The organism is Paenirhodobacter sp. (genome assembly GCF_047600745.1).
Classification (GTDB): Bacteria; Pseudomonadota; Alphaproteobacteria; order Rhodobacterales; family Rhodobacteraceae; genus Rhodobacter.
On the sequence record NZ_JASGKI010000004.1, the window covers coordinates 1,735,335 to 1,755,756 of the forward strand.

Here is a 20,422-nt window from a genome sequence, read left to right on the forward strand (position 1 = left end):
AAGCTATAGGCCCAATTCGACTAACCGTTTCTTAAGCGGAAACCGGAATTATCGACATCGCAGACCGGGCAGAAGTCCAACGGTTGGAGGTGCACCTTGCAACAGATCCTCGCCTCGTGGGGGGCACTAGATACACGTCGCCGCACTATCGTGGCCGGAGCGACAATACTCGTTTTCGCGGCGATACTGGCGCTGTCCGGTATGGCATCACGGCCCACCCAGGCCCTGCTCTATGCGGGTCTGGACCCGTCGCAGGCGGGCGAAATCATTGCCGCGCTCGATCAGCGCGGCGCGGCCTATGAGGTCAGGGGCGATTCGCTCTATGTCGATGCGGCGCAGCGCGACCAGCTGCGGATGACCCTGGCGTCCGAAGGCCTCCCGAAAAGCGGTGGGAATGGCTACGAACTGCTCGATTCGCTGTCCGGGTTCGGCACGACGTCGCAGATGTTCGACGCCGCTTACTGGCGCGCGAAGGAGGGCGAACTTGCCCGGACCATCCTCTCGAATTCGGCGATTCGTTCCGCCCGCGTGCATATCGCGGCGGAGAGCGGGGCGTCCTTTCGTGGAAACACACGGCCGACCGCTTCGGTGACGGTCACGATGAATCAGGGCGCCTTGACCCCATCGCAGGCGAAAGCCCTTCAGTTTCTCGTGGCTTCGGCGGTCGCCGGCATGAAGGCCGAAGATGTGTCCGTGATTGACAGTGCGGCAGGGCTCATCAGCACGGGAAGCACCGCGCCCGGCCAGATCGGAGAGGATCGGTCGGCGGACCTGCGCAAGAATGTCGAACGGCTTCTGGAAGCGCGGGTCGGTTACGGCAATGCCGTTGTCGAGGTGTCGGTTCAGACCGTTTCGGAGCGCGAGGCAATCACGGAACGGCGCTTCGATCCGCAGAGCCGCGTCGCGATCTCGGTCGATTCCACCGAAACGTCAAAGAAGGCCGATTCGACCAAGGGCGGCAGTTCCGTCACCGTCGCCTCGAACCTTCCCGATGGAAACGCCGCGAACAACAGCGGGCAATCGCAAAGCCAGGCCACCGAATCGCGTGAACGCACGAATTACGAAGTCTCCGAAACCACGCGGGAGATCGTCAGGAATCCCGGCGACATCAAACGGATCACCGTCGCGGTCCTGGTCGATGGCGTCGAGGGGACGGATGCGAAAGGACAGACGGCGATGGTGCCGCGGTCGCAGGAGGAACTGGAATCGCTCAAGGAACTCGTGGCCTCGGCCGTCGGGTTCGACGAGTCGCGCGGCGATGTGGTGACGATCCGGTCGATGCCATTCCAGCAGGTCGCCACCCAGGGGGGCACGGAAGTCAGCGCGGGCCTCTTCGCGAGCCAGGCAATCGACGTGATGAAGCTGGCGCAGCTTGCATCGCTGGTGGTCGTGGCCCTGATTCTCGGCCTGTTCGTGATGCGGCCGCTTCTGTCGCAACGTCATAAACCTGCCGGAGAAACCGTGCCCGCGCTGCCCGGCGAAAACACGATCGCGCTGCCGACAGATGTCCAGCAACCCGCCCCGACGCCGACCATCGTTCCGGTCGTCGCCCCCTATGACATTCAGATGCCCGGAGAAACCGATGCTGCGGCGGAGGGTGAGACCACCGATCCGGTGACCCGCCTCAAACGCCTGATCGAGCAACGTCAGGGCGAATCGGTCGAGATCTTGCGGAACTGGATGGAAAAGAGCGAGGGCCGGACGTGAAATACAGCCGCTTGCAACTCGAATCGTTTGAAACCGCGTCTGAACGTGCCGAACATATCGTGAAGACCCTCGCGGAACTTGAGGAAGATCGGCTGACGGCCTTCGAGAAGGGCTACTCCGCCGGGTGGGAGGATTCGAGCGCCACGCGCGAAGCCGAAGAGGCCCGGCTCAGGGCGGCGGTGGGCCAGTCGCTTCAGGAGATGTCCTTCACATATCACGAAGCGCGCCATCACCTGCTCGAATCGCTCCGGCCGCTCATCGTCGCGATGGTCGAAAAGATCCTCCCTTCCGCGGCCCGCGCCTCCTTGCCGCAGCTGATCGCGGAGCAAATCCGCGAAACCGCGCAGACCCTTACCGACCTTCCCATCACGGTATCGGCCAATCCTGCCTGCATGACGGCGATCCACACCATGCTGGAGGATCGGGCCGGTCTGCCTGTGACTCTCCTTGCCGATCCGGCGCTGAGCGAAGGGCAGGCCTATATCAAATTCCCCGAAACGGAGACGCGGATTGATCTCGACGACGTGATCTCGCGCATCGCTTCGGCTGTCGACACATATTTCAGCGCAAACCCTCAGGAGGCCACCCATGGATGACCCGACCCCGGCCGAAGCTCAGGCCTCGAATCCGTTTTCGCTCGTTCCGATCGAGATCACGATCTCGGTGGGCAAGGCGCGCCCCCTTGTCCGCGACCTGCTGCGCCTCAAGCGGGATTCGGTGCTGACGCTCGATCGCCGCGTCGAGGATCCCGTCGAGCTTTATGTGGGCGACAAGCTGATCGCGCGCGGCGAATTGACCGAAACCGGCGACGATGCGAACGGCACGCTCGCGGTGCGCCTGACCGAAGTGGTCGACCTTCAGAACGGATTGTAAACATGCGTCGCAGTCGCCAGGTCACGCTCCTATCGGCATTCTTGCTGCTGGCCGCCGGGCCCGTCTGCGCGCAACAGATATCCCTGGATCTGGGCGGTGACCAAAGCCTTGCCGGCAGGTCGATGCTGCTTCTCGCCTCAATCACATTGCTGAGCCTCGCGCCCGGCCTCGCGATCATGGTCACCTGTTTTCCGTTCATCGTGACCGTCCTGTCCATCCTGCGGCAGGGGCTCGGCTTGCAGGCCGCGCCCCCCAACATGCTGATCATCAGCCTGGCATTGTTCCTGACCTGGTTCGTGATGGAACCAACCATGATGCAGAGCTGGAATGACGGTATTCGCCCCTTTCTCGACGGGCAGCTCGATGTCCAGATTGCCTTCGCCCGCAGCGTGGACCCGTTCCGGCTCTTCATGGCGGCCCGAATCGACCCGGCCACGTTCGACCAGATGGCAGCGCTGCGCCCGAATTCTGTTCATGAAGGCGGGATCGCGAGCGCTCCGCTTTCCCTGCTGGTTCCGAGCTTCATGCTTTCCGAAGTGTCGCGCGCCTTTGAGATCGGCTTCCTGGTCTATCTGCCGTTTCTCATCATCGACCTCGTCGTCTCGGCAATTCTCATGTCGATGGGTATGATGATGGTGCCGCCGGCGGCGGTTGCCCTGCCATTCAAACTGGCATTTTTCGTTGTCGCGGATGGCTGGTCGCTGGTTTCGGGCGCTCTGGTCCGAAGCTACATGTGAAAAACGATCCCTCCGTTTCAACACCGGTAGGCCCCCATGATCTGAAATCGCCGCCCTTACGCGATACTGCCAGGACAACACCCCACGGAAAGCCCATCGCGAGGCCGTTCATCTTGCCAGTGCTCGCCCCCCGCCCGCAGATCCTGCGGGCACTGTCCGCCAACGCCACTCCGGTCGCCATTGCATCTACGCCAGCCTTTCCAGCCACCGCGCCGGGGGAATCTCTGCGGCACCCTCAACCGCGCTTCGGAGAGGAGCGCGAGACCTCTCCACCCTCCGCCAGCCGGATCCTGTCTATGCCCGATGACACGAAAATCCGGACAGGAGCCTCCGAACGCAGCGGGCGGCAAGGACCGGGGTTCGCTCCCTGTCCGGGCTCAAACATGCCCGGTTCGGCGAGCGATGGCGCCGATGGTCCGGAGGGACACCGCCTTTCCTCGCACCCTCGCGAGTAACCGCGGCGGAAAGCGCGCCGGGCGCTAACCGAGACAGTTCAGGATCCGTATAAAGGCCAAACAGCCTGCTCCCGGCAATCGGATCCGCAAGCATGTTGGCAAGTGCCGGATTCCGCGCCAGAATGCCGACAGTCTCCCGGGCGGCCAAACCCCGGAGCGCCGCGACCCCGATCTTCCCCGCGCGCCCGATGATCCGGAACATCCTCGGATCGAACACTGCCGCATTGCTGACCGAAAACGGATTGGGCGCCCCGAAGACCCGCGTTCCGTCGTCAGGCGTGGAAACGGTACCGGCAGGACCACCGCCCGCACGCTTCGCCGCCTCAGCTTCGCGGTTTCCGTAGAGAGTTTTCCGCTCCGGCGGGGCCGCCCGTTCCGGGAAGCGGGCCCGTTCGAGCCTCGTGAGTAACGGATCCTCAGAATCCCGTCCCCGAAAACCGCGGCACGCACCCGGCGAAGACTACCATCATGCCAATCGACCGGCGGGCCACGCAGCCGGACATGGGATTCCGCCCGACGAAATCGTTGAACATTGCCCGACCCGCCACAGTTACCCCAAGACGGCCCGAGCGCGCCCTGCTCCTTGGCAAACGGATCCGCCCCCGCCGCCAGGCGGGATGCGGAAGACCGCTTCCGTCAAGGATCCAGAAAATCCGTCGAATCCGGCCCGATCAACGGCTCTCGCCGAACAGGACGGCGCGAACAGGGGCCACAAACCGGGCAATTCTATCCCCATTTCGCCGTGCTCCCTTGTTTGGCGGCATGGATCGGTCGGCGGCTTGAAATCCGTCTCCGCTTCAGCGGAAGTCCCCACTCGAATTGGCGGGACATGGTGCGGCGGATCGCTGGTTCCTTTCGTTCACAGGCAAAGTGGGCGGGCCATGCCCAGCCGCCATTTCATCCCACCATCCGCAGAACGGCGGATTCCGACCCGTCGCCATCCACAACTTTTTCACCGCCCCCCGGGCACCGCGCGCCCAAGACGGGCAGAGAATCCCAGAACGCCGCGACGATCTTCCGCCCGAACGCGGTGACGCTCAACGAAATACCGGGCATTCTTTGTATTTTCCGCCGGAGTTGGGGAGAAATCCGCGCCCCTCCACGCGCCTTCCTTGACGCAGATTCCGCCGTTGCCTAGTCTCAGGTAACTTCGCGGGGGCCTGTGGCGGGACATTCGGATGAACGGCGACCTGATGCCCATCGGCTCCCTCTGGATCGGCGGCCCGCTGTCGTGGCTGGAAATCGCCTCGATCCGTAGCTTTGTCGATCTCGGCCATGATTATGTGCTTTACAGCTATGATCCAGTGCCGAACCTGCCCGAAGGCGCCCGGCTGGCCGACGCGCGGGAGGTCTGGGACAGCCCGGGCATCGTCACCCACCAGAAATCGGGCAGCCCGGCGCTCCATTCCGACCTCTTCCGTGTGCGGATGGTGCAGCAAACGGGTCGGGTCTGGGCCGATACGGACATCATCGCGCTGCGCCCCTTTCGCCGCGATCTGGGCTGGTATTTCGGGCATGAACGGACGGACAAGCTGGAACTGGGCTACGCGATCTTCGGCCTGCCGCCGGAGTCGCGCACGCTTGCGGGGCTGCATGCCTTCCTGACCGATCCGGCGCCGATCCCGCCGTGGTGGCCCGAAAAGCAGCAGGAGAAGCTGCGCCGTCAGGCAGGGGCCGGGCAGCCCGTCGCGCCGGGGGACATGGCCTGGGGTACCTTTGGCCCGCGCGCGCTGACCCAGTTTGCCGAAACCACGGGCGAGATCAACCGGGCGCAGCCGACCGGCACCTTCTTCCCGGTGTCGTTTCAGGACCGCAAGGCGCTGATCGACCCGAAGCGCGCCGATGAGGTCGCCGCCACGATCGAAGCCGCGCAGAGCCTTTGCGTCCACCTTTATTCCCGCTGGCTGCGCAAGGCCTGCGCCCGCACGCCCGATGGCTGGCCGCCGCGCGACAGCTGGCTGGGCCGGTGGTGCGCGGCACATGGCATAGGGAATTACGATACGCCGCCGCGCGACAAGGGGGATTTCCTGGCGGATCTGGAACAGCGCCGCACCCGGGTTCCGGGCGGGCCGAATGTGTCGCGCCACGGGCGGGTGACGATCGTCACCATGGCCAAGGACGAAGGGCCCTATGTGCTGGAATGGGTGGCCTGGCACCACCTGCTCGGCTTCACCGATATTCTCGTCTATACCAACGATTGCACGGATGGCACGGATGAACTGCTGGACGCGCTGGCCGCGCATGGGCTGGTGACGCGGCTGGAGAATGCGCCGTGGAAGGACAAGCCGCCGCAGTCGCGCGCGCTGCACTGGGCGGCGGAGAACCCGCTGGTGCGGGCGTCCGACTGGCTGATGGTGATGGATTTCGACGAATTCCTGAGCATTCGGGACGGCGGGGTCGATGATCTGCTCGACACGGTGACGGCGCGGGGGGCGACGGCGATCTGCTGCACCTGGCGGTTCTTCGGCTCGAACGGGCTGAGGGAATTCACGCCCGAGCCAGTGACCGAACGCATGACCCGCGCCGCGCCCGAGGATTACGCCAAGGGCTACGGGATCAAGACGCTTTACCGCAACGATCCGAATCTGGAGATGGCGATCCACCGGCCCTATCTGCGGATGCGGTTCGCGCGCAGCCCGGAGGGGCAGGACTATCCCTTGCCCTGGCTCAACGGCAGCGGCCTGCCGATCAACGGGCGCAACATCCGCTGGCGGCTGCGGTCGGGGGAGACGGGCTATGCGCTGGTGCAGTTGAACCACTACGGCGTGAAGTCGCGCGAGGAATATCTGTTCCGCCGGATGCGGGGCGATGTTCTGGACAATCATTCAAAATATGATGCGGAATATTTCGGCCTGTTCGACCGCAACGAGGTGGCGGATCCGCCGCGGGTCACGGGGCTGCGGGCCTGTATGGCGCGGCTGGCGGCCCTGCCCGGGGTGGGCGCCGCGCTGGCGCTGGTCGAGGAGCGGCGGCAGGAAAAGCTGGTGCGGCTGCGGGCTATGCCGGGGTATGCGGAACAGATGGAGGAGCTTCGTCCCCTCGATCTCCGCACCGCCATGCGGTTGAAGCGGCTTCAGTGACCGGGGATTTCGCCTTCATCCGCACCACCCGCTTCGGCCCCGCCGAAGACCTTCTGGCGCAGCGGCTGGAACGGACCTTTGGCGCCGGGAACGTGGCGGTTTGCGTCGATGAAAGCCGGGGGCCGGTGGGCACCGGGCGCTGGCCGAAGACCGCGCTGACCCCCGCGCGGGCGGAGGCGCTGGTGGGCGGGCCGCTGCCGCCCGACTGGGGCTGGCGGATGGGTGATCTGTGCCACATGGCGGTGGCGGAGAGTTTCGGGCCGAAAGCGCGGCAATGGCTGGTGGAAAGCGATGTCTATCTGCCCCCCGATGCGGCGGAGATTTTTACCCGGCTGGGCGCGATCGAGGCCGATTTTCTGGCCTGCGACCTGCGCCGCAAGAAGGTCAAGCCGATCGCCGAGGCGGTGACGCTCGTGCTGCCCACCGCCGAATGGGGCTGTATCTTCGCGCTGAACCGGCTGGCGGGAGGGCGGATCGCGGCGCTGCGGACGGCGCGGCGCGCGGTGGTCGCGGCCCTGGCGGGGCAGAAGCGCAAGATGCCGAACGACGAGGCGATGGTGGCCAATCTGGGCGCGGCGTCCGGCTGGATGATGGCGGATCTCTATACGGTCGCGCCCGAGGTGTTTTCGCCGCACTGGTTCGCGACGAATCCGCCGAATTCTACGCGAGGCGATGGAGGGGCGCACGGGCTGCGTGGCCCATCCGGTCCTGAGCCGGGACGAGGTGTTCGACCGCATCCGCGCGCAGGCGGACAGCGGCCATCCACAGCGTTACAGCCCGGGCCGACTGCGCCGAATCCTGCCCGCGCTGCCTGCCGAAGATGCGGATACCCTGCGTGCCCTGCTTGGCAACCGCGAAAACGATGCGTGAATCGCAGCGTTTGAATGCAATTCAAGGTAGATTTGTGAGGTTCTCGGCGCAATTGTGCCATTTTATACCGAAGGTTTACGGATCAGAGGCACAGTGCTTGAGCCCGCCCCGTTTTCGGGGGAGAATGCCCGACGCCCACAAACGAGCCAAAAGGCTCACAACCAAAGGTGCTTTATGAAACGCAAGGTCACGAAAGCGATTTTTCCTGTCGCCGGACTCGGGACCCGATTCCTGCCCGCCACCAAGGCGATTCCGAAGGAAATCCTGACTCTGGTCGACCGGCCGCTGATCCAGTATGCGGTGGATGAGGCACGCGCTGCGGGCATTACCGACTTCATCTTTGTCACGTCGCGCGGGAAGTCGGCGCTCGAAGATTATTTCGATGACGCGCCCGAAATCGAAGCAGCCCTCAACAAGCCGTCGAAGGCGCATCTGCTGAAGCTGCTGGAGATGACGAAGATGCACTCGGGCGAGATCGCCTATGTGCGCCAGAACCGCCCGCTCGGCCTCGGCCATGCGGTATGGTGCGCGCGCAAGCTGATCGGGGACGAACCCTTCGCCGTGCTGCTGACGGACGATGTGATCATGGCGGACAAGCCCTGCCTCGCGCAGATGATGGAAGCCTATGAGGAAACCGGCGGCAATGTCGTGGCCGCGATGGAAGTGCCGCGCGAGCGGACCTCCTCCTATGGCATCCTCGACGTCAAGGAAGACATGGGGTCGCTCGTCTCCGTCAAGGGGATGGTCGAGAAGCCGCAGGCCGAGGATGCGCCCTCGAACCTCGCCGTGATCGGCCGCTACATCCTGACCAATGCGGTCATGGAAAACCTCAACCAGCTCAAGACCGGCGCCGGCGGCGAGATCCAGCTCACCGATGCGATCGCGGAAGAGCTGACGAAGGGCAACCCGATCTACGGCTGCCGCTTCCGGGGTCAGCGCTACGATTGCGGCTCGAAGGCGGGCTTCCTTCAGGCGACCGTGGCCTTCGGCCTTGGCCGCGAGGATCTGCGCGACGAGTTCGAGCATTTCCTCGGCGATATCATGGCGATGCGCGCGGCGGCGGAATAAGGGCAGATGACAAAACATGTATTGGTGACGGGGGGTGCGGGCTATATCGGCTCGCACGCCTGCAAGGCGTTGCGGAACGCGGGATATGTTCCCGTGACGTTCGACAACTTCAACACCGGCTGGCGCGAGGCGGTCAAATTCGGCCCGCTTGAGGAAGGCGATCTGTTCGACCGGGCCCGGCTGGACGAGGTTTTCGCGAAGTGGAAGCCGGTTGCGGTGATGCATTTCGCGGCGCTGAGCCTTGTCGGCGAATTCGATGAAGGATCCGGGCAAATACTGGCGCACCAACGTCAATTGCGCCCTGAACCTGATCGAGGCGGCGATCGCGGCCAACTGCATGAACTTCGTGTTCTCCTCGACCTGCGCAACCTATGGCGACCAGGACGGCGTCGTGCTGGACGAAAACACCCGGCAGATGCCGATCAACGCCTATGGTGGCTCGAAACGCGCGATCGAAGACATGCTGCGCGATTTCGGCGCGAGTCATGGCCTGAAATCGGTGATTTTCCGCTATTTCAACGTGGCGGGCTGTGATCCGGATGCGGAAGTGGGCGAATTCCACCGCCCCGAAACGCACCTGATTCCGCTGATGCTCGATGCGATCGACGGGCGGCGCCCGGCGCTGACGGTGTTCGGCTCCGACTATCCGACGGAAGATGGCACCTGCATCCGCGACTATGTTCATGTCTCGGATCTGGTCGATGCGCATGTGCTGGGGCTGGAAACGCTGCTGGCGGGCAAGGATTCGGACGTGTTCTGCCTGGGCACCGGATCCGGCTTCTCGGTGCGCGAGGTGATCGCGAAATCCCGTGCGGTGACCAACCGCGAGGTTCCGATCGTCGAGGGTGAACGCCGCCCGGGCGATGCGGCGGTTCTGGTCTGCGGCTCGACCAAGGCGGTGGAACAGCTTGGCTGGAAACCGAAACGGCCGGAGTTGGAGACGATGATCGCCGATGCCTGGCGTTGGCACCAGACGGGCCACTACGACAGCTGAGATGGCGTTCCTGACGGACTGGAAGGCGCGCTATCGGCTCCGCCGCAAACGGCAATTGCTGCTGTTGCGCGCCTTCCGGCACCGTCGGGATCTGACGCCCATGGCCGATCGCTCCGGGCAGATCCGGCCCGGGGCCATCCTGCTCTTCGCGACGGTGCGGGCGGAAGCCCGCCGCCTGCCCGCTTTTCTGGAGCATTACCGGAAGATTGGGGTCGATCACTTCCTGATCGTGGACAATGCCAGCCGGGATGGCACGGCGGAACTGCTGGCCACCCAGCCGGATGTCTCGCTCTGGACCACGGGGCACAGCTATCGCGACTCCCGGTTCGGGATGGACTGGCTGACGTGGCTGATGATCCGTCACGGGCATGGCCATTGGTGCCTGACGGTCGATGCCGATGAACTTCTGGTCCTGCCGCATCACGGAACCCGGGGGCTGCGTGACCTGACGGCATGGCTCGACAGCCGGGGGATCGAAGCGGTCACCGCCCTGATGCTCGACCTTTACCCACAGGGCCCCCTGTCCACGGCGCGGTTGGATCCGCTCACCGACAGCTGGTTCGACCCCTGGGGTTACGACTGGCAATATCAGCCACGGTTCGGGAACATCTCGATCCGGGGCGGGCCGCGGCAGCGGGTGTTTTTCGCCGACCGGCCACAGCAGGCGCCGCATCTGCACAAGACGCCGCTGATCCGCTGGAACCGCCGCCATGTCTATGTCAGCTCGACCCATATCGCCCTGCCGCCGCGCCTGAACACCGGGTTCGACGCCCGCCGCAACCAGCCGACGGGGGTGCTGCTGCATACGAAATTCCTCGACCAGCCGATCCCCCACGCGCGGGAGGAAAAGTGCCGCCGCGAACATTTCACCGAGGTCGATCTGTATGACAGCTATTATGACCGGGTAATCGCCGATCCGGTCCTGTGGCATCCGCAGTCGCAGCGCTATGAAAACTGGGCACAGTTGGAGGCGCTTGGCCTGATGACCCGGGGCGGCTGGACATGATCACCCGGCTCCGCCTGAGGCGCGAGCGCCGGTTGCAACAGCTGCGCGGCCTGATCCGCTCGCCTCAGTTGCGGCGGATTTCCGACCGGCGCGCAATCGCGCCCGGGGCGATTCTCGCCTGTGTCACGCTGCGCAACGAAGCCGTCCGCCTGCCGTATTTTCTGGATTACTATCGCCGGCTGGGCGTCGATCATTTCCTGATGATCGACAATGAGTCTACGGATGGTTCGGCGGATCTGCTCCGGTCCGAACCCGATGTGACGCTGTGGCATGCCCGGGGCAGTTACCGCGCCGCGCAGTTCGGCATCGACTGGCAGAACCATGTGCTGCGCCACAACGCTTCGGGGCATTGGGTGCTGACCGTCGATCCGGACGAATTCCTGGTCTATCCGTTCTGCGACATCCGGCCGCTGCGGGCGCTGACCGACTGGCTCGACAATGACGGCGCGCGGACGTTTCCGGCGATGCTGCTCGACATGTATCCGCGCGGGCCGATCGGCGCGCAGCCCTATCGCGCCGGGCAGGATCCGTTCGAGATCGCCTGCTGGTTCGACGCCGGGAATTACACCATCAGCCGCAATCCCTGGCTGAAGAACCTGTGGATTCAGGGCGGACCCCGGGCGCGGTGTTTCTTCGCCGATGACCCCCGCGCGGCGCCCGCCCTGAACAAGATCCCGCTGGTGCGGTGGGATCGCGGGACGGTCTATCGGTCCTCGACGCATGTGCTGTTGCCGCGTCACCTCAACATCACCTATGACGGTGGCGAGGGCGCGGCGGGCTGTCTGCTGCATGCAAAGTTCCTGTCGCCTCTTGCCGCGAAGATCGGTGAGGAACTGCACCGGGGCGAACATTATGCGCAGTCCCGCGAATACCGGGCCTATGGCGATCTGGCCGGAGAGGATCTGTGGACCGAATTCTCCACCCGCTACCGCGACTGGCGGCAGTTGGAGGAGCTGGGCCTGATGTCGCGCGGCGGCTGGGCATGAGCGTCGGCGTTGTCCTGCTGTGCCACACCGCGCTCGACCGCGCCGCACAGGTGGCGCGGTTCTGGGCCGAGGGCGGGGCGCCGGTGGTGATCCATCTCGATGCGCGCGTGCCCGCTTCCGATCTGCGGGCGGATCTGGCGGGGCTCGACGTCGCCTTCTGCCGCAGGCGGCGCTGCACCTGGGGCCAATGGTCGCTCGTCGCCGCGACGCAGGAGGCGGCGGCGATGCTGCTGGCCCGGCCCGAGGTGAGCCATGTCTTTCTCGCTTCGGGCAGTTGCCTGCCCCTGCGCCCGGTCGCCGATCTGAACGCCTTTCTGACCACGCAGCCCGGTACCGATTTCATCGAAAGCGTCGCCTGCGCCGATGCGGATTGGACCGTCGGCGGGCTGGGGATGGAGCGGTTCACCCTGCGCTTCCCGTTTTCGTGGCGGACGCAACGCGGGTTGTTCGACGGCTGGGTCGCGCTGCAACGGCGCCTGGGCCTTTCCCGCAGCCTGCCCGAGGGGATCGAGCCGCATCTGGGCAGCCAGTGGTGGTGCCTGACACGCGAAACCCTCACCGCGATCCTGAACGATCCGCGGCGGCGCGAATTCGACCGCTACTTCCGCAGCACCTGGATTCCGGATGAAAGTTACTTCCAGACCCTCGCCCGCCGCCACGCCCGCAAGATCCGCAGCCAGTCGCTGACCTTCTCGCGCTTCAACGACAGCGGTCGGCCCCAGATGTTCTTCGACGATCACGAAACGCTCCTGCGCGAGTCCGGCTGTTTCGTCGCCCGCAAGATCTGGCCCCGGGCGGAGGGGCTGTATCGCGCCTTTCTCGCCCCCGCGCCGGGGCGGGGGGGGGGCCGCGCCGCAACCTGCCGCGCTGAACCGCCTGTTCGACCGCGCCGACCACCTGCGGCGCAGGGGCCGCGCCGGTCTGGAGATGCAGAGCCGCTTTCCCGGAGAGGGCACGCGCGGCCCCTATACGATCTTTCACGGCTTCACCGACCTGTTCCCGAATTTCCAGCGCTGGCTGGCGCAGCAGATGCCGGGGCCGGTGCATGGGCACCTGTTCGCGCCCGAACGGGCCGAATTCGCCGATGGCGCGACGATGGCGGCGGGCTGCCTGAGCGATGCGGCCCCGCTGCGCGACTATAACCCACGGGCTTTCCTGCGCAATCTGCTCTGGAATGCGGGCGGGGTGGAGCAATGCCTGATGTCCTCGGCCCGCGACCGGCCGCTGATCGACTGGGCCGTAGCGAGCGATCCGAATGCGCGGATCTTCGTCATCAGCGGCGCCTGGGCGGTGCCGTTGTTCCGCGCAGGTATCCCCGCCGCATCGCTGCGGTCAACCGCCGCCCGGCTTCAGCGGACGGAGCGGCAGCAACTGGAGATCCTGCGCTCGCCCCATGTCCGGGCGCGGGTGCGGATCTGGACGCTGGCCGAAGCCGCTGCCGATCCCGCGCCGCTGGCCGAAATCACGGATCAGCCGCTGCCGGAGCCGGTTGATCTTGCGGGGCTTTCCGGGTTTCTGGAAGATCTGCGCGATGCCGGGATGCAGCCGGATTTCCATGTCATCGAAGAGAGGGGCGGCGCTGGCCGCATCGGGTAAGGGACCATGCCGCATTTCGAAAGTTTCGTCGTTCTGGCCGGGATGCGCACCGGGTCGAACCTGCTGGAGGCGGCGCTGAACGCGCTCCCCGGCGTGACCTGCCATGGCGAGGCATTCAACCCCGCGCTGATCGGCTATCCGAAGCGGAGCGCGTTGCTGGGCATGACGCGGGCCGAACGGGATGCCGATCCGCTGGCGCTCTGGGCGCGGATCAAGGCGGCGCCGGGGCTGAACGGCTGCCGCTATTTCCACGACCATGACCCCCGCCTGCTGGCGCCGATGCTGGCGGATCCGGCCTGCGCGAAGATCGTACTGACCCGCAATCCGGTCGAAAGCTATGTCAGCCTGCAAATCGCCCGCGCCACCGGGCAGTGGAAGCTGGGCGATGCGCGCAACCGCAAATCCGTCCGTGCGGAGTTCGACCCCGCCGGGTTCGAGGCGCATCTGGCCGCGGTGCAGGGGTTCCAGATCCACATCCTGCACGGGCTTCAGACCTCGGGCCAGTCGGCCTTCTATGTCGATTACGACGACCTTCAGGATCTGGAGGTGCTGAACGGTCTCGCCGCCTGGCTGGGGGTGGAAGGGCGGCTCGCGGCGCTGCCCGATTCGCTGGTGGTGCAGAACCCCGAGCCGATCGAGGCCAAGGTCGGGAATTTCGCGCAGATGTCGGCGGCGCTGGCGCGGCTCGACCGGTTCAACCTGTCGCGCACCCCGAATTTCGAGCCGCGCCGGGGGCCGAACGTGCCCGGCTTCCTCGCGGCGGGCGGGCTGCTCTACATGCCGCTGCGGCCCGATGTGCCGGGCGTGGCGGAGTGGCTGGCGGGGCTCGGCCCGGTCGAGCGCGGCTTTTCGCAAAAGACCCTGCGGCAGTGGAAGCGCCGCCATCCCGGCCATCGCAGCTTCACCGTGCTGCGCCATCCGCTGCTGCGCGCGCATCTGGCGCTGCATGCGGTGCTGACGCGCGACGACATGGGCCATGTGCGCGACGTCTTGCGCGAAAGCTACCGCCTGGCCTTGGGGCCGGAGGCGCTGGAGCCGTTCCTCGGCTGGATCAAGGCGAACCTGAACGGGCAGACCAGCCTGCCGGTCTCGCCGCTCTGGGCGAGCCAATCGGCGCTGATGCAGGGGCTCGGGCAATTCGCGACGCCCGACCTGATCGCACGCGAAGAGGATCTGCCGCGCGATCTGGGCTGGCTCGCCCCCGGGGCGCCCGCCTTCACCCCCCTGCCCGATCCGGTACCCGCGCTGATCCCCACGCCCGCGTTGCAAAAAGCCGCGCGGGAGGCTTACCCGCGCGACTTCATGCAGTTCGGTTTCGGGGAGTATCAGGCGGCCTGAACGCCGCCCGCCGCCGCGGTCAGCACCGCATGCAGCGCCGCCGGATCGGTATTCGCCCGCAGCTTGGCGCAGACTTCGGCGTTGCGCATCGTGCGCGATACCAGCGCCAGCGCCTTCAGGTGATCGACGCCCGAATCCTTCGGCGCGAACAGCGCGAAGACCAGATCCACCGGCAGCCGGTCGACCGCATCGAAATCCAGCGCCTTTTCCAGCCGCAGGAACACGCCCACCACCGATTTCAGCCCATGCAGCCGCGCATGCGGCAGCGCGACGCCATGGCCGACGCCGGTCGGCCCGAGCGCCTCGCGCTCCTGCAACGCATCGACCGTCTGGATCGCATCCAGCCCGTAGGCTGAATGCGCGATGTCACCGAGGTCCTGAAACAGACGCTTCTTGCTGGTCACGGTGGAGAGCACCTTCACCGCATCCGGCTTGAGCAGGTTGGAAAGATCCATCTGTCCTTTTTCCGCGTCCGCCATGTCAGACGCTCACTTGCTGTTGCGCGGGTCGATCCAGCCGACGTGCCCGTCATCGCGGCTGTAGACCACATTCACCCCGCCATGTTTCTCGTTGCGGAAGACAAGGAGCGGCTTGCCGGCCAGTTCCATCTGCATCACCGCCTCGCCGACCGAGAGCGTGGGCACCCGCGTCTCCATCTCGGCGACGATGACCGGCGAAAGGCTGTCGGCCTGATCCTGCGTCTCGTCTTCGTCCGCGGCGAGCACATACAGGTCGGCGGAGCCGAATTCAACCGGCTGCGAACGTTCGCGCGAATGGTCCTTCAGGCGGCGCTTGTGGCGGCGCAGCTGCTTGTCCATCTTTTCGCGGCAGGCTTCAAAGGCGGGATAGATCTCGCCCGCGCGCCCCGAAGCCGAGGCCGTCAGCCCGGTCGACAGATGAACCGTCGCTTCGCAGACATATTCATGCGCGTTCTTCGAGAAGACGACCGTCGCATCCGTCGGCCGCTGCATGTATTTGTCGACCGTCTCGCCAAGCGCGGTCTTCACATGGCTTTGCAGCGCCTCACCGATGTCGAGTTGTTTCCCGCTGATCTGGTAACGCATGACTTCTCCTTCACGTCAGAGACCCGCCGCGAAGGCGGCAGGCTGGTTGACCCTTTCGGGAATGGGCCTTGCGCGCACCACCGCCACAGGACGGCGGGGCCACGAAAGCAGCCTGCGCGGTCGTCCGGGGAAGGGGGCGGTGTTTACGCATGTGCCAGTGTGGGAACGGATTGCCGCGGAAGTCAACGGGGGACTGTCGCTGCACTGCGGCACTCAGCCGATGCGGAAGTTCTCGCCCAGATAGACGCGGCGGACGTTTTCGTCCCGCACCACCTCTTCGGCGGTGCCCGACATCAGCACATGGCCATCGTGCAGGATATAGGCGCGCTCGACGATATCGAGCGTCTCGCGCACGTTGTGGTCGGTGATCAGCACGCCGATGCCGCGTTCCTTGAGGTGGCTGACCAGGGTGCGGATCTCGTTCACCGCGATCGGATCGACCCCGGCGAAGGGTTCGTCGAGCAGCAGGTATTTCGGATCGGCCGCCAGGCAGCGCGCGATCTCCACCCGCCGCCGCTCGCCGCCCGAAAGCGCGAGCGCGGGCGCCTGCCGCAGGTATTCGATCGAGAAATCGCCCAGCAACTCCTCCAGCCGCTCGCGGCGGCGGTGCGATTCGGGCACGGCGATTTCCAGCACCGCCATGATGTTCTGTTCGACCGTCAGCCCGCGAAAGATCGACGCCTCCTGCGGCAGATAGCCGATGCCGAGCCGCGCGCGGCGATACATCGGCAGGCCGGTCGCCTCCACCCCGTCGATCAGCACCTGCCCGGCGTCGGGCTGGATCAGCCCGGCGATCGCATAGAAGCAGGTGGTCTTGCCCGACCCGTTCGGGCCCAGAAGCGCCACCACCTCGCCCCGGTTCAGCTCCAGCCCGACATCGCGCAGCACCATGCGCTTCTTGTAGCTCTTGCGCAGCTTGGTGACGCGCAGCCCGCCGCTGCTCATCGCGCCGATCCCGGTTGCAGGATCGTCCGCACCCGGCCATCCATCCGCCCGGTGCCCGAGCGCAGATCGACCATCAGTTTCTGGCCCGACATCACATTCGGCCCCTGTTTCAGCACCACATCGCCCGTCATCACCACCGACCCGCCCGCGACGTCATAGACCGCCTCCTTCGAATTCGGCGGCCTCGGTCGGAGAAACCAGCGTTACGCCGCCGGTCGCCGTCATCGTCTGGATCTTCGTGCGGTCGTCCAGCGCATAGCCCACGCGGATCGCCGCCGCCTGCATCCGCATGCCGCCCTGTACCACCAGCACATTGCCGCTGAACACGGCGGTGCCATCGGCCTGATTGATGTTGAGGCTGTCCGCCGTGACCTCGACCGGGGCCTTGGCATCGGCCTTCAGCCCGCCAAAGGCCACCTGCTGCGCAAGGGCCGGCGCGGCCAGCAGGACGAAGAGGGCGAGAATTGGGGAGAAGCGCATGAAAACCTCATTCCTGCGGCTGATATATCAGCTTCACACCATCTTTGAAGGCCAGATCGTAAGGGGTTTCCGCCGACGGGCGGGAAAGCTCCATCGCCCCCGCGTCGATCGTGCCGAAGGGCGCCTCCGCCCGGACCTTCGCGGGCGCGGTAACCCGGCTGCGATCCGTCCGGAGCGTCATCTCCGGCGTGTGCATCCGGTAGCCGGTCGAGGTCTGCATCGCCACGCCCCCCGACAGCAGCACCTGCCCTCCGGCCGGGTCGATCCGCCCGGTCTTCGCGATGATGTCGGCGCTCAGGCCGTCCTTCGCCTCGATCCGCGCCACCATGTCCCGCGCGGTGGCGCCGGTCGCGTCCACATCGGGCAGGGCGGCACTCGCGCGCACCATCACGGCGGCGCCATCCTCGGTCATCCCCGCAAATTGCGGCGTGCCGATACGCTGTTCGCGCGCGAGTTCGTCCACATCGACATCGGCATAAAGCGAGGCCAGCGACGGATCGACCCGTTCGGACACCAGAAACAGCGTCGACAACAGCGCCAGCGCCGCCAGCGGCAGCACCAGCTTCGCCAGCGCGACCAGACGCGAATGGCGGTTGTCATAGACCATCAGACCACCCCGGCGCGCAGACAGTCATGGATATGGACGATCCCCCGCGGCAGGCCATCGGTAACGGCGAAAAGCGAGGTGATCTTGTATTGGTTCATCACCGCGACGGCGGCTTCGGCCAGCGCATCGGGCGCGATGGAGCGCGGGTTGCGGGTCATCACCTCGGCGGCGGTATGGGAGAGCAGCCCCTCCATATGGCGCCGCAGGTCGCCGTCGGTGATGATCCCGATCAGCCGCCCCCCGGCATCCGTCACGCCGACGACGCCGAAGCCCTTGCGGCTGATTTCCAGCAGCGCCTCAGACATCGGCGTGGCCTCGGATACCAGCGGCATGTCGGCGTGCATCAGGTCGGAGACCTTCGACAGCCGCGCGCCCAGCTTGCCGCCCGGATGGAAGGTGCGGAAATCCTCGGGCGTGAACTTGCGATGCCGCATCAGCGCGACGGCCAGCGCATCGCCAAGCGCCAGCGTCATCGTGGTCGAGGTCGTCGGCACCACGCCCGAGCCATCCGCCTCCGGCGCCTTTGGCAGGACCAGCGCCACGTCCGACTGCCGCAGCAACGTCGAACTCCGCCTTCGACGCCACCCCGATCAGCGGAATCGCGAACCGCCGGGTATGCGCGATGAGGTCGGCAAGCTCCGGCGTCTCCCCCGAATTCGACAGCACCAGCGCCACATCCTCCGGCGTCACCATGCCCAGATCGCCGTGGCTGGCCTCGGCCGGATGGACGAATTGCGCGGGCGTGCCGGTAGAGGCGAAGGTCGCCGCGATCTTGCGTGCGATATGGCCCGACTTACCCATGCCCGAGACGATCACCCGGCCCCGCGCCTTCAGGATCACCTCGACCGCGGCGACGAAGCTGTTGCCCAGCCCCTCGCGCAAGAGCCGCAGGCCGGTTTCCTCGTCGGCGATCACCTGCCGCGCGGTATCCAGATAGTTCTCAGTGGTGGAAGATGTCATTCGGCTCCTCCCAGCCCAGCAGATCGAGCTGCGCCCGTGCGGGCAGGAAATCGAAACAGGCCCGCGCCAGCGCGCTGCGGCCCTCGCGCTCCAGCCGCTCGGCCAGAACCGCCCGCGCTCGGTGCAGATACAGCACATCCGAGGCGGCATATTCGAGCTGCGCCTGCGTCAATTCCGGCGCGCCCCAGTCCGATGTCTGCTGCTGCTTCGAGATATCCACCCCGATCAGTTCCGACAGCAGGTATTTCAGGCCCTGCCGGTCGGTATAGGTGCGCACCATTTTCGACGCGATCTTGGTGCAGAACACTGGCGCCGTCACCACGCCAAAGGCATTGAACAGCGCGGCGATGTCGAACCGCGCGAAATGGAACAGCTTCTCCACCGCCGGATCGGCGAGCAGGCGGCACAGGTTCGGTGCTTCGCGCTGCCCCCGCGCGATCTGCACCAGATGCGCATCGCCATCCCCGGCCGAAAGCTGCACCAGGCACAGCCGGTCGCGTCGCGGATCAAGGCCCATCGTCTCGGTGTCGATCGCGACGATCGGGCCAAGATCCAGCCCTTCGGGCAGGTCGCCCCTGTGCAGATGGATGGTCATGCGCGCCCTTCCCTGTGGTCCTGCCGTCATATACGCTCTCCCTCCGGGCTTTGCCACCATCTGGATTTTTCCGCGCGGCAGGCCAAATGTGTGTCCGGACCCTTACGGAGAGGCGCGATGGCCAAGACCTATGCGAAAACCCCCGAGGCGCTGGCGAAGCTGACGCCCGAGCAGTATCATGTCACCCAGGAAAGCGGCACCGAGCGCGCCTTTACCGGGGAATATACCGACAACCACGCCCCCGGGCTTTATGTCGATATCGTGTCGGGGGAGCCGCTCTTCACCTCCGCCGACAAGTTCGACAGCCATTGCGGCTGGCCCTCCTTCACGAAGCCGATCGAACAGGAGATGGTCTCGGCGCATCGCGACCTGAGCCATGGCATGAACCGGGTCGAAATCCGCTCGAAATTCGCCGACAGCCATCTGGGCCATGTCTTCCCGGACGGGCCGCCGGAACGCGGCGGGCTGCGCTACTGCATCAACTCGGCCAGCCTGCGTTTCGTCCCGAAGGACCGGATGGAGGCCGAGGGTTACGGCGAATTCCTGCCGCTTCTGGAGGATGAATGATGGAAAAGGCGATTCTGGCGGGCGGCTGCTTCTGGGGCATGCAGGATCTGATCCGCAAGCTGCCCGGCGTGGTTGCGACCCGCGTCGGCTATACCGGGGGCGAGGTTCCGAACGCCACCTACCGCAACCACGGCACCCATGCCGAGGCGATCGAGATCACCTTCGACCCGGCGCGGATCAGCTACCGGCGGCTTTTGGAATTCTTCTTCCAGATCCACGACCCGACCACGCCGAACCGGCAGGGCAATGACATCGGCCCCTCCTACCGTTCGGCGATCTTCTACACGGACGATGCGCAAAAGGCGGTGGCCGAGGATACCATCGCCGATGTCGATGCCTCCGGCCTCTGGCCCGGGCAGGTGGTGACCGAGCTCGCCCCCGCGGGGCCGTTCTGGCAGGCCGAACCCGAGCATCAGGATTACCTGGAGCGGATCCCCGACGGCTATACCTGCCACCGGATCCGGCCCGATTGGGTGCTGCCGAAACGCTGAGCG

Annotated in this window: 20 protein-coding genes and 3 pseudogenes; 15 read left to right on the forward strand and 8 right to left on the reverse strand. The window is 65.7% G+C overall.

Features of this window, described 5'->3' with window-relative positions:
* Positions 1–96: 96 nt before the first annotated feature.
* From fliF to QM789_RS17300, 13 genes and pseudogenes are all read left to right on the forward strand, one after another.
* Positions 97–1,707 carry a flagellar basal-body MS-ring/collar protein FliF gene (gene fliF / locus QM789_RS17240; RefSeq protein ID WP_420353060.1) on the forward strand — a complete coding sequence of 537 codons (1,611 nt, stop codon included), beginning with the start codon at positions 97–99 and terminating at the stop codon, positions 1,705–1,707.
* Positions 1,704–2,303 (forward strand): hypothetical protein, encoded by a 600-nt coding sequence (locus QM789_RS17245; RefSeq protein WP_420353061.1) that lies wholly within the window; start codon positions 1,704–1,706, stop codon positions 2,301–2,303. Before fliF ends, QM789_RS17245 begins: the two co-directional genes overlap by 4 nt.
* Complete coding sequence (locus tag QM789_RS17250) at positions 2,296–2,580, forward strand: FliM/FliN family flagellar motor switch protein (protein WP_420353062.1); 285 nt, start codon at positions 2,296–2,298, stop codon at positions 2,578–2,580. Before QM789_RS17245 ends, QM789_RS17250 begins: the two co-directional genes overlap by 8 nt.
* Positions 2,581–2,582: 2 nt before the next feature.
* Positions 2,583–3,317 carry a flagellar type III secretion system pore protein FliP gene (fliP, locus tag QM789_RS17255; RefSeq protein WP_420353063.1) on the forward strand — a complete coding sequence of 245 codons (735 nt, stop codon included), beginning with the start codon at positions 2,583–2,585 and terminating at the stop codon, positions 3,315–3,317.
* Between the two features lie 1,633 nt (positions 3,318–4,950).
* The gene (locus tag QM789_RS17260; protein ID WP_420353064.1) at positions 4,951–6,852 is read left to right on the forward strand and encodes a glycosyltransferase family 2 protein; all 1,902 of its coding nucleotides are present in this window, start codon (positions 4,951–4,953) and stop codon (positions 6,850–6,852) included.
* On the forward strand, positions 6,849–7,736 hold the full coding sequence (locus QM789_RS17265; protein ID WP_420353065.1) for a hypothetical protein: 888 nt from the start codon (positions 6,849–6,851) through the stop codon (positions 7,734–7,736). Before QM789_RS17260 ends, QM789_RS17265 begins: the two co-directional genes overlap by 4 nt.
* A gap of 160 nt (positions 7,737–7,896) precedes the next feature.
* Positions 7,897–8,790 (forward strand): UTP--glucose-1-phosphate uridylyltransferase GalU, encoded by an 894-nt coding sequence (gene galU / locus QM789_RS17270; protein WP_420353066.1) that lies wholly within the window; start codon positions 7,897–7,899, stop codon positions 8,788–8,790.
* A gap of 6 nt (positions 8,791–8,796) precedes the next feature.
* Positions 8,797–9,784: pseudogene (galE, locus tag QM789_RS17275) on the forward strand (UDP-glucose 4-epimerase GalE).
* Position 9,785: 1 nt separating this feature from the next.
* Positions 9,786–10,790: a glycosyltransferase family 2 protein gene (locus QM789_RS17280; protein ID WP_420353067.1), complete on the forward strand. Its 1,005-nt coding sequence runs from the start codon at positions 9,786–9,788 to the stop codon at positions 10,788–10,790.
* Positions 10,787–11,776 (forward strand): glycosyltransferase family 2 protein, encoded by a 990-nt coding sequence (locus QM789_RS17285; protein ID WP_420353068.1) that lies wholly within the window; start codon positions 10,787–10,789, stop codon positions 11,774–11,776. The genes QM789_RS17280 and QM789_RS17285 overlap by 4 nt, the downstream gene beginning before the upstream one ends.
* Positions 11,773–12,441 (forward strand): annotated as a pseudogene (locus tag QM789_RS17290) (beta-1,6-N-acetylglucosaminyltransferase); the annotation flags it as partial. The gene QM789_RS17285 and the pseudogene QM789_RS17290, both read left to right, overlap by 4 nt.
* Before the next feature lie 232 nt (positions 12,442–12,673).
* Positions 12,674–13,372, forward strand: coding sequence for a hypothetical protein (locus QM789_RS17295; RefSeq protein WP_420353338.1), 699 nt, complete (start codon positions 12,674–12,676; stop codon positions 13,370–13,372).
* A 6-nt stretch (positions 13,373–13,378) separates the two neighbouring features.
* Positions 13,379–14,710, forward strand: coding sequence for a nodulation protein NodH (locus QM789_RS17300; RefSeq protein ID WP_420353069.1), 1,332 nt, complete (start codon positions 13,379–13,381; stop codon positions 14,708–14,710).
* On the opposite strand, the gene QM789_RS17305 is transcribed toward QM789_RS17300, so the two are convergent.
* The 8 genes and pseudogenes from QM789_RS17305 to QM789_RS17340 all read right to left on the reverse strand — a co-directional run bounded on the left by QM789_RS17305 (position 14,698) and on the right by QM789_RS17340 (position 19,361).
* Positions 14,698–15,165 (reverse strand): PTS sugar transporter subunit IIA, encoded by a 468-nt coding sequence (locus QM789_RS17305; protein ID WP_420353070.1) that lies wholly within the window; start codon positions 15,163–15,165, stop codon positions 14,698–14,700. The two genes, QM789_RS17300 and QM789_RS17305, sit on opposite strands and share 13 nt — an antisense overlap.
* 33 nt (positions 15,166–15,198) lie before the next feature.
* Entirely contained in the window at positions 15,199–15,774 is a 576-nt protein-coding gene (hpf, locus tag QM789_RS17310) for a ribosome hibernation-promoting factor, HPF/YfiA family (RefSeq protein WP_420353071.1), read from the reverse strand.
* A gap of 213 nt (positions 15,775–15,987) precedes the next feature.
* Positions 15,988–16,719: an LPS export ABC transporter ATP-binding protein gene (gene lptB, locus QM789_RS17315; RefSeq protein WP_420353072.1), complete on the reverse strand. Its 732-nt coding sequence runs from the start codon at positions 16,717–16,719 to the stop codon at positions 15,988–15,990.
* Entirely contained in the window at positions 16,716–16,850 is a 135-nt protein-coding gene (locus QM789_RS17320) for a hypothetical protein (RefSeq protein ID WP_420353073.1), read from the reverse strand. The genes lptB and QM789_RS17320 overlap by 4 nt, the downstream gene beginning before the upstream one ends.
* 22 nt (positions 16,851–16,872) lie before the next feature.
* Positions 16,873–17,199 (reverse strand): LptA/OstA family protein, encoded by a 327-nt coding sequence (locus QM789_RS17325; protein WP_420353074.1) that lies wholly within the window; start codon positions 17,197–17,199, stop codon positions 16,873–16,875.
* A gap of 7 nt (positions 17,200–17,206) precedes the next feature.
* Positions 17,207–17,806, reverse strand: a complete 600-nt coding sequence (lptC, locus tag QM789_RS17330) for an LPS export ABC transporter periplasmic protein LptC (protein ID WP_420353075.1) — start codon at positions 17,804–17,806, stop codon at positions 17,207–17,209.
* A pseudogene (locus tag QM789_RS17335) lies at positions 17,806–18,766 on the reverse strand (KpsF/GutQ family sugar-phosphate isomerase). The gene lptC and the pseudogene QM789_RS17335 overlap by 1 nt, the downstream one beginning before the upstream one ends.
* Positions 18,747–19,361: a ribonuclease D gene (locus tag QM789_RS17340; RefSeq protein WP_420353076.1), complete on the reverse strand. Its 615-nt coding sequence runs from the start codon at positions 19,359–19,361 to the stop codon at positions 18,747–18,749. Before QM789_RS17340 ends, QM789_RS17335 begins: the two are co-directional and overlap by 20 nt.
* Positions 19,362–19,478: 117 nt before the next feature.
* Here QM789_RS17340 and msrB point away from each other — a divergent pair, with 117 nt between their 5' ends.
* Both msrB and msrA read left to right on the forward strand, forming a co-directional pair.
* Positions 19,479–19,928, forward strand: a complete 450-nt coding sequence (gene msrB / locus QM789_RS17345; RefSeq protein ID WP_420353077.1) for a peptide-methionine (R)-S-oxide reductase MsrB — start codon at positions 19,479–19,481, stop codon at positions 19,926–19,928.
* Positions 19,925–20,419 (forward strand): peptide-methionine (S)-S-oxide reductase MsrA, encoded by a 495-nt coding sequence (gene msrA, locus QM789_RS17350; protein WP_420353078.1) that lies wholly within the window; start codon positions 19,925–19,927, stop codon positions 20,417–20,419. Before msrB ends, msrA begins: the two co-directional genes overlap by 4 nt.
* Positions 20,420–20,422 lie beyond the last annotated feature (3 nt).

Bases quoted from the DNA above. Each gene is read 5' to 3' on its own strand.
- QM789_RS17250 (WP_420353062.1), top strand. From the start codon at position 2,296: ATGGATGACCCGACCCCGGCCGAAGCTCAGGCCTCGAATCCGTTTTCG.
- fliP (WP_420353063.1), top strand. From the start codon at position 2,583: ATGCGTCGCAGTCGCCAGGTCACGCTCCTATCGGCATTCTTGCTGCTG.
- QM789_RS17260 (WP_420353064.1), top strand. From the start codon at position 4,951: ATGAACGGCGACCTGATGCCCATCGGCTCCCTCTGGATCGGCGGCCCG.
- galU (WP_420353066.1), top strand. From the start codon at position 7,897: ATGAAACGCAAGGTCACGAAAGCGATTTTTCCTGTCGCCGGACTCGGG.
- QM789_RS17280 (WP_420353067.1), top strand. From the start codon at position 9,786: ATGGCGTTCCTGACGGACTGGAAGGCGCGCTATCGGCTCCGCCGCAAA.
- QM789_RS17285 (WP_420353068.1), top strand. From the start codon at position 10,787: ATGATCACCCGGCTCCGCCTGAGGCGCGAGCGCCGGTTGCAACAGCTG.
- QM789_RS17300 (WP_420353069.1), top strand. From the start codon at position 13,379: ATGCCGCATTTCGAAAGTTTCGTCGTTCTGGCCGGGATGCGCACCGGG.
- QM789_RS17305 (WP_420353070.1), bottom strand. From the start codon at position 15,165: ATGGATCTTTCCAACCTGCTCAAGCCGGATGCGGTGAAGGTGCTCTCC.
- hpf (WP_420353071.1), bottom strand. From the start codon at position 15,774: ATGCGTTACCAGATCAGCGGGAAACAACTCGACATCGGTGAGGCGCTG.
- lptB (WP_420353072.1), bottom strand. From the start codon at position 16,719: ATGAGCAGCGGCGGGCTGCGCGTCACCAAGCTGCGCAAGAGCTACAAG.
- QM789_RS17320 (WP_420353073.1), bottom strand. From the start codon at position 16,850: ATGACGGGCGATGTGGTGCTGAAACAGGGGCCGAATGTGATGTCGGGC.
- QM789_RS17325 (WP_420353074.1), bottom strand. From the start codon at position 17,199: ATGCGCTTCTCCCCAATTCTCGCCCTCTTCGTCCTGCTGGCCGCGCCG.
- lptC (WP_420353075.1), bottom strand. From the start codon at position 17,806: ATGGTCTATGACAACCGCCATTCGCGTCTGGTCGCGCTGGCGAAGCTG.
- QM789_RS17340 (WP_420353076.1), bottom strand. From the start codon at position 19,361: ATGACCATCCATCTGCACAGGGGCGACCTGCCCGAAGGGCTGGATCTT.
- msrB (WP_420353077.1), top strand. From the start codon at position 19,479: ATGGCCAAGACCTATGCGAAAACCCCCGAGGCGCTGGCGAAGCTGACG.
- msrA (WP_420353078.1), top strand. From the start codon at position 19,925: ATGATGGAAAAGGCGATTCTGGCGGGCGGCTGCTTCTGGGGCATGCAG.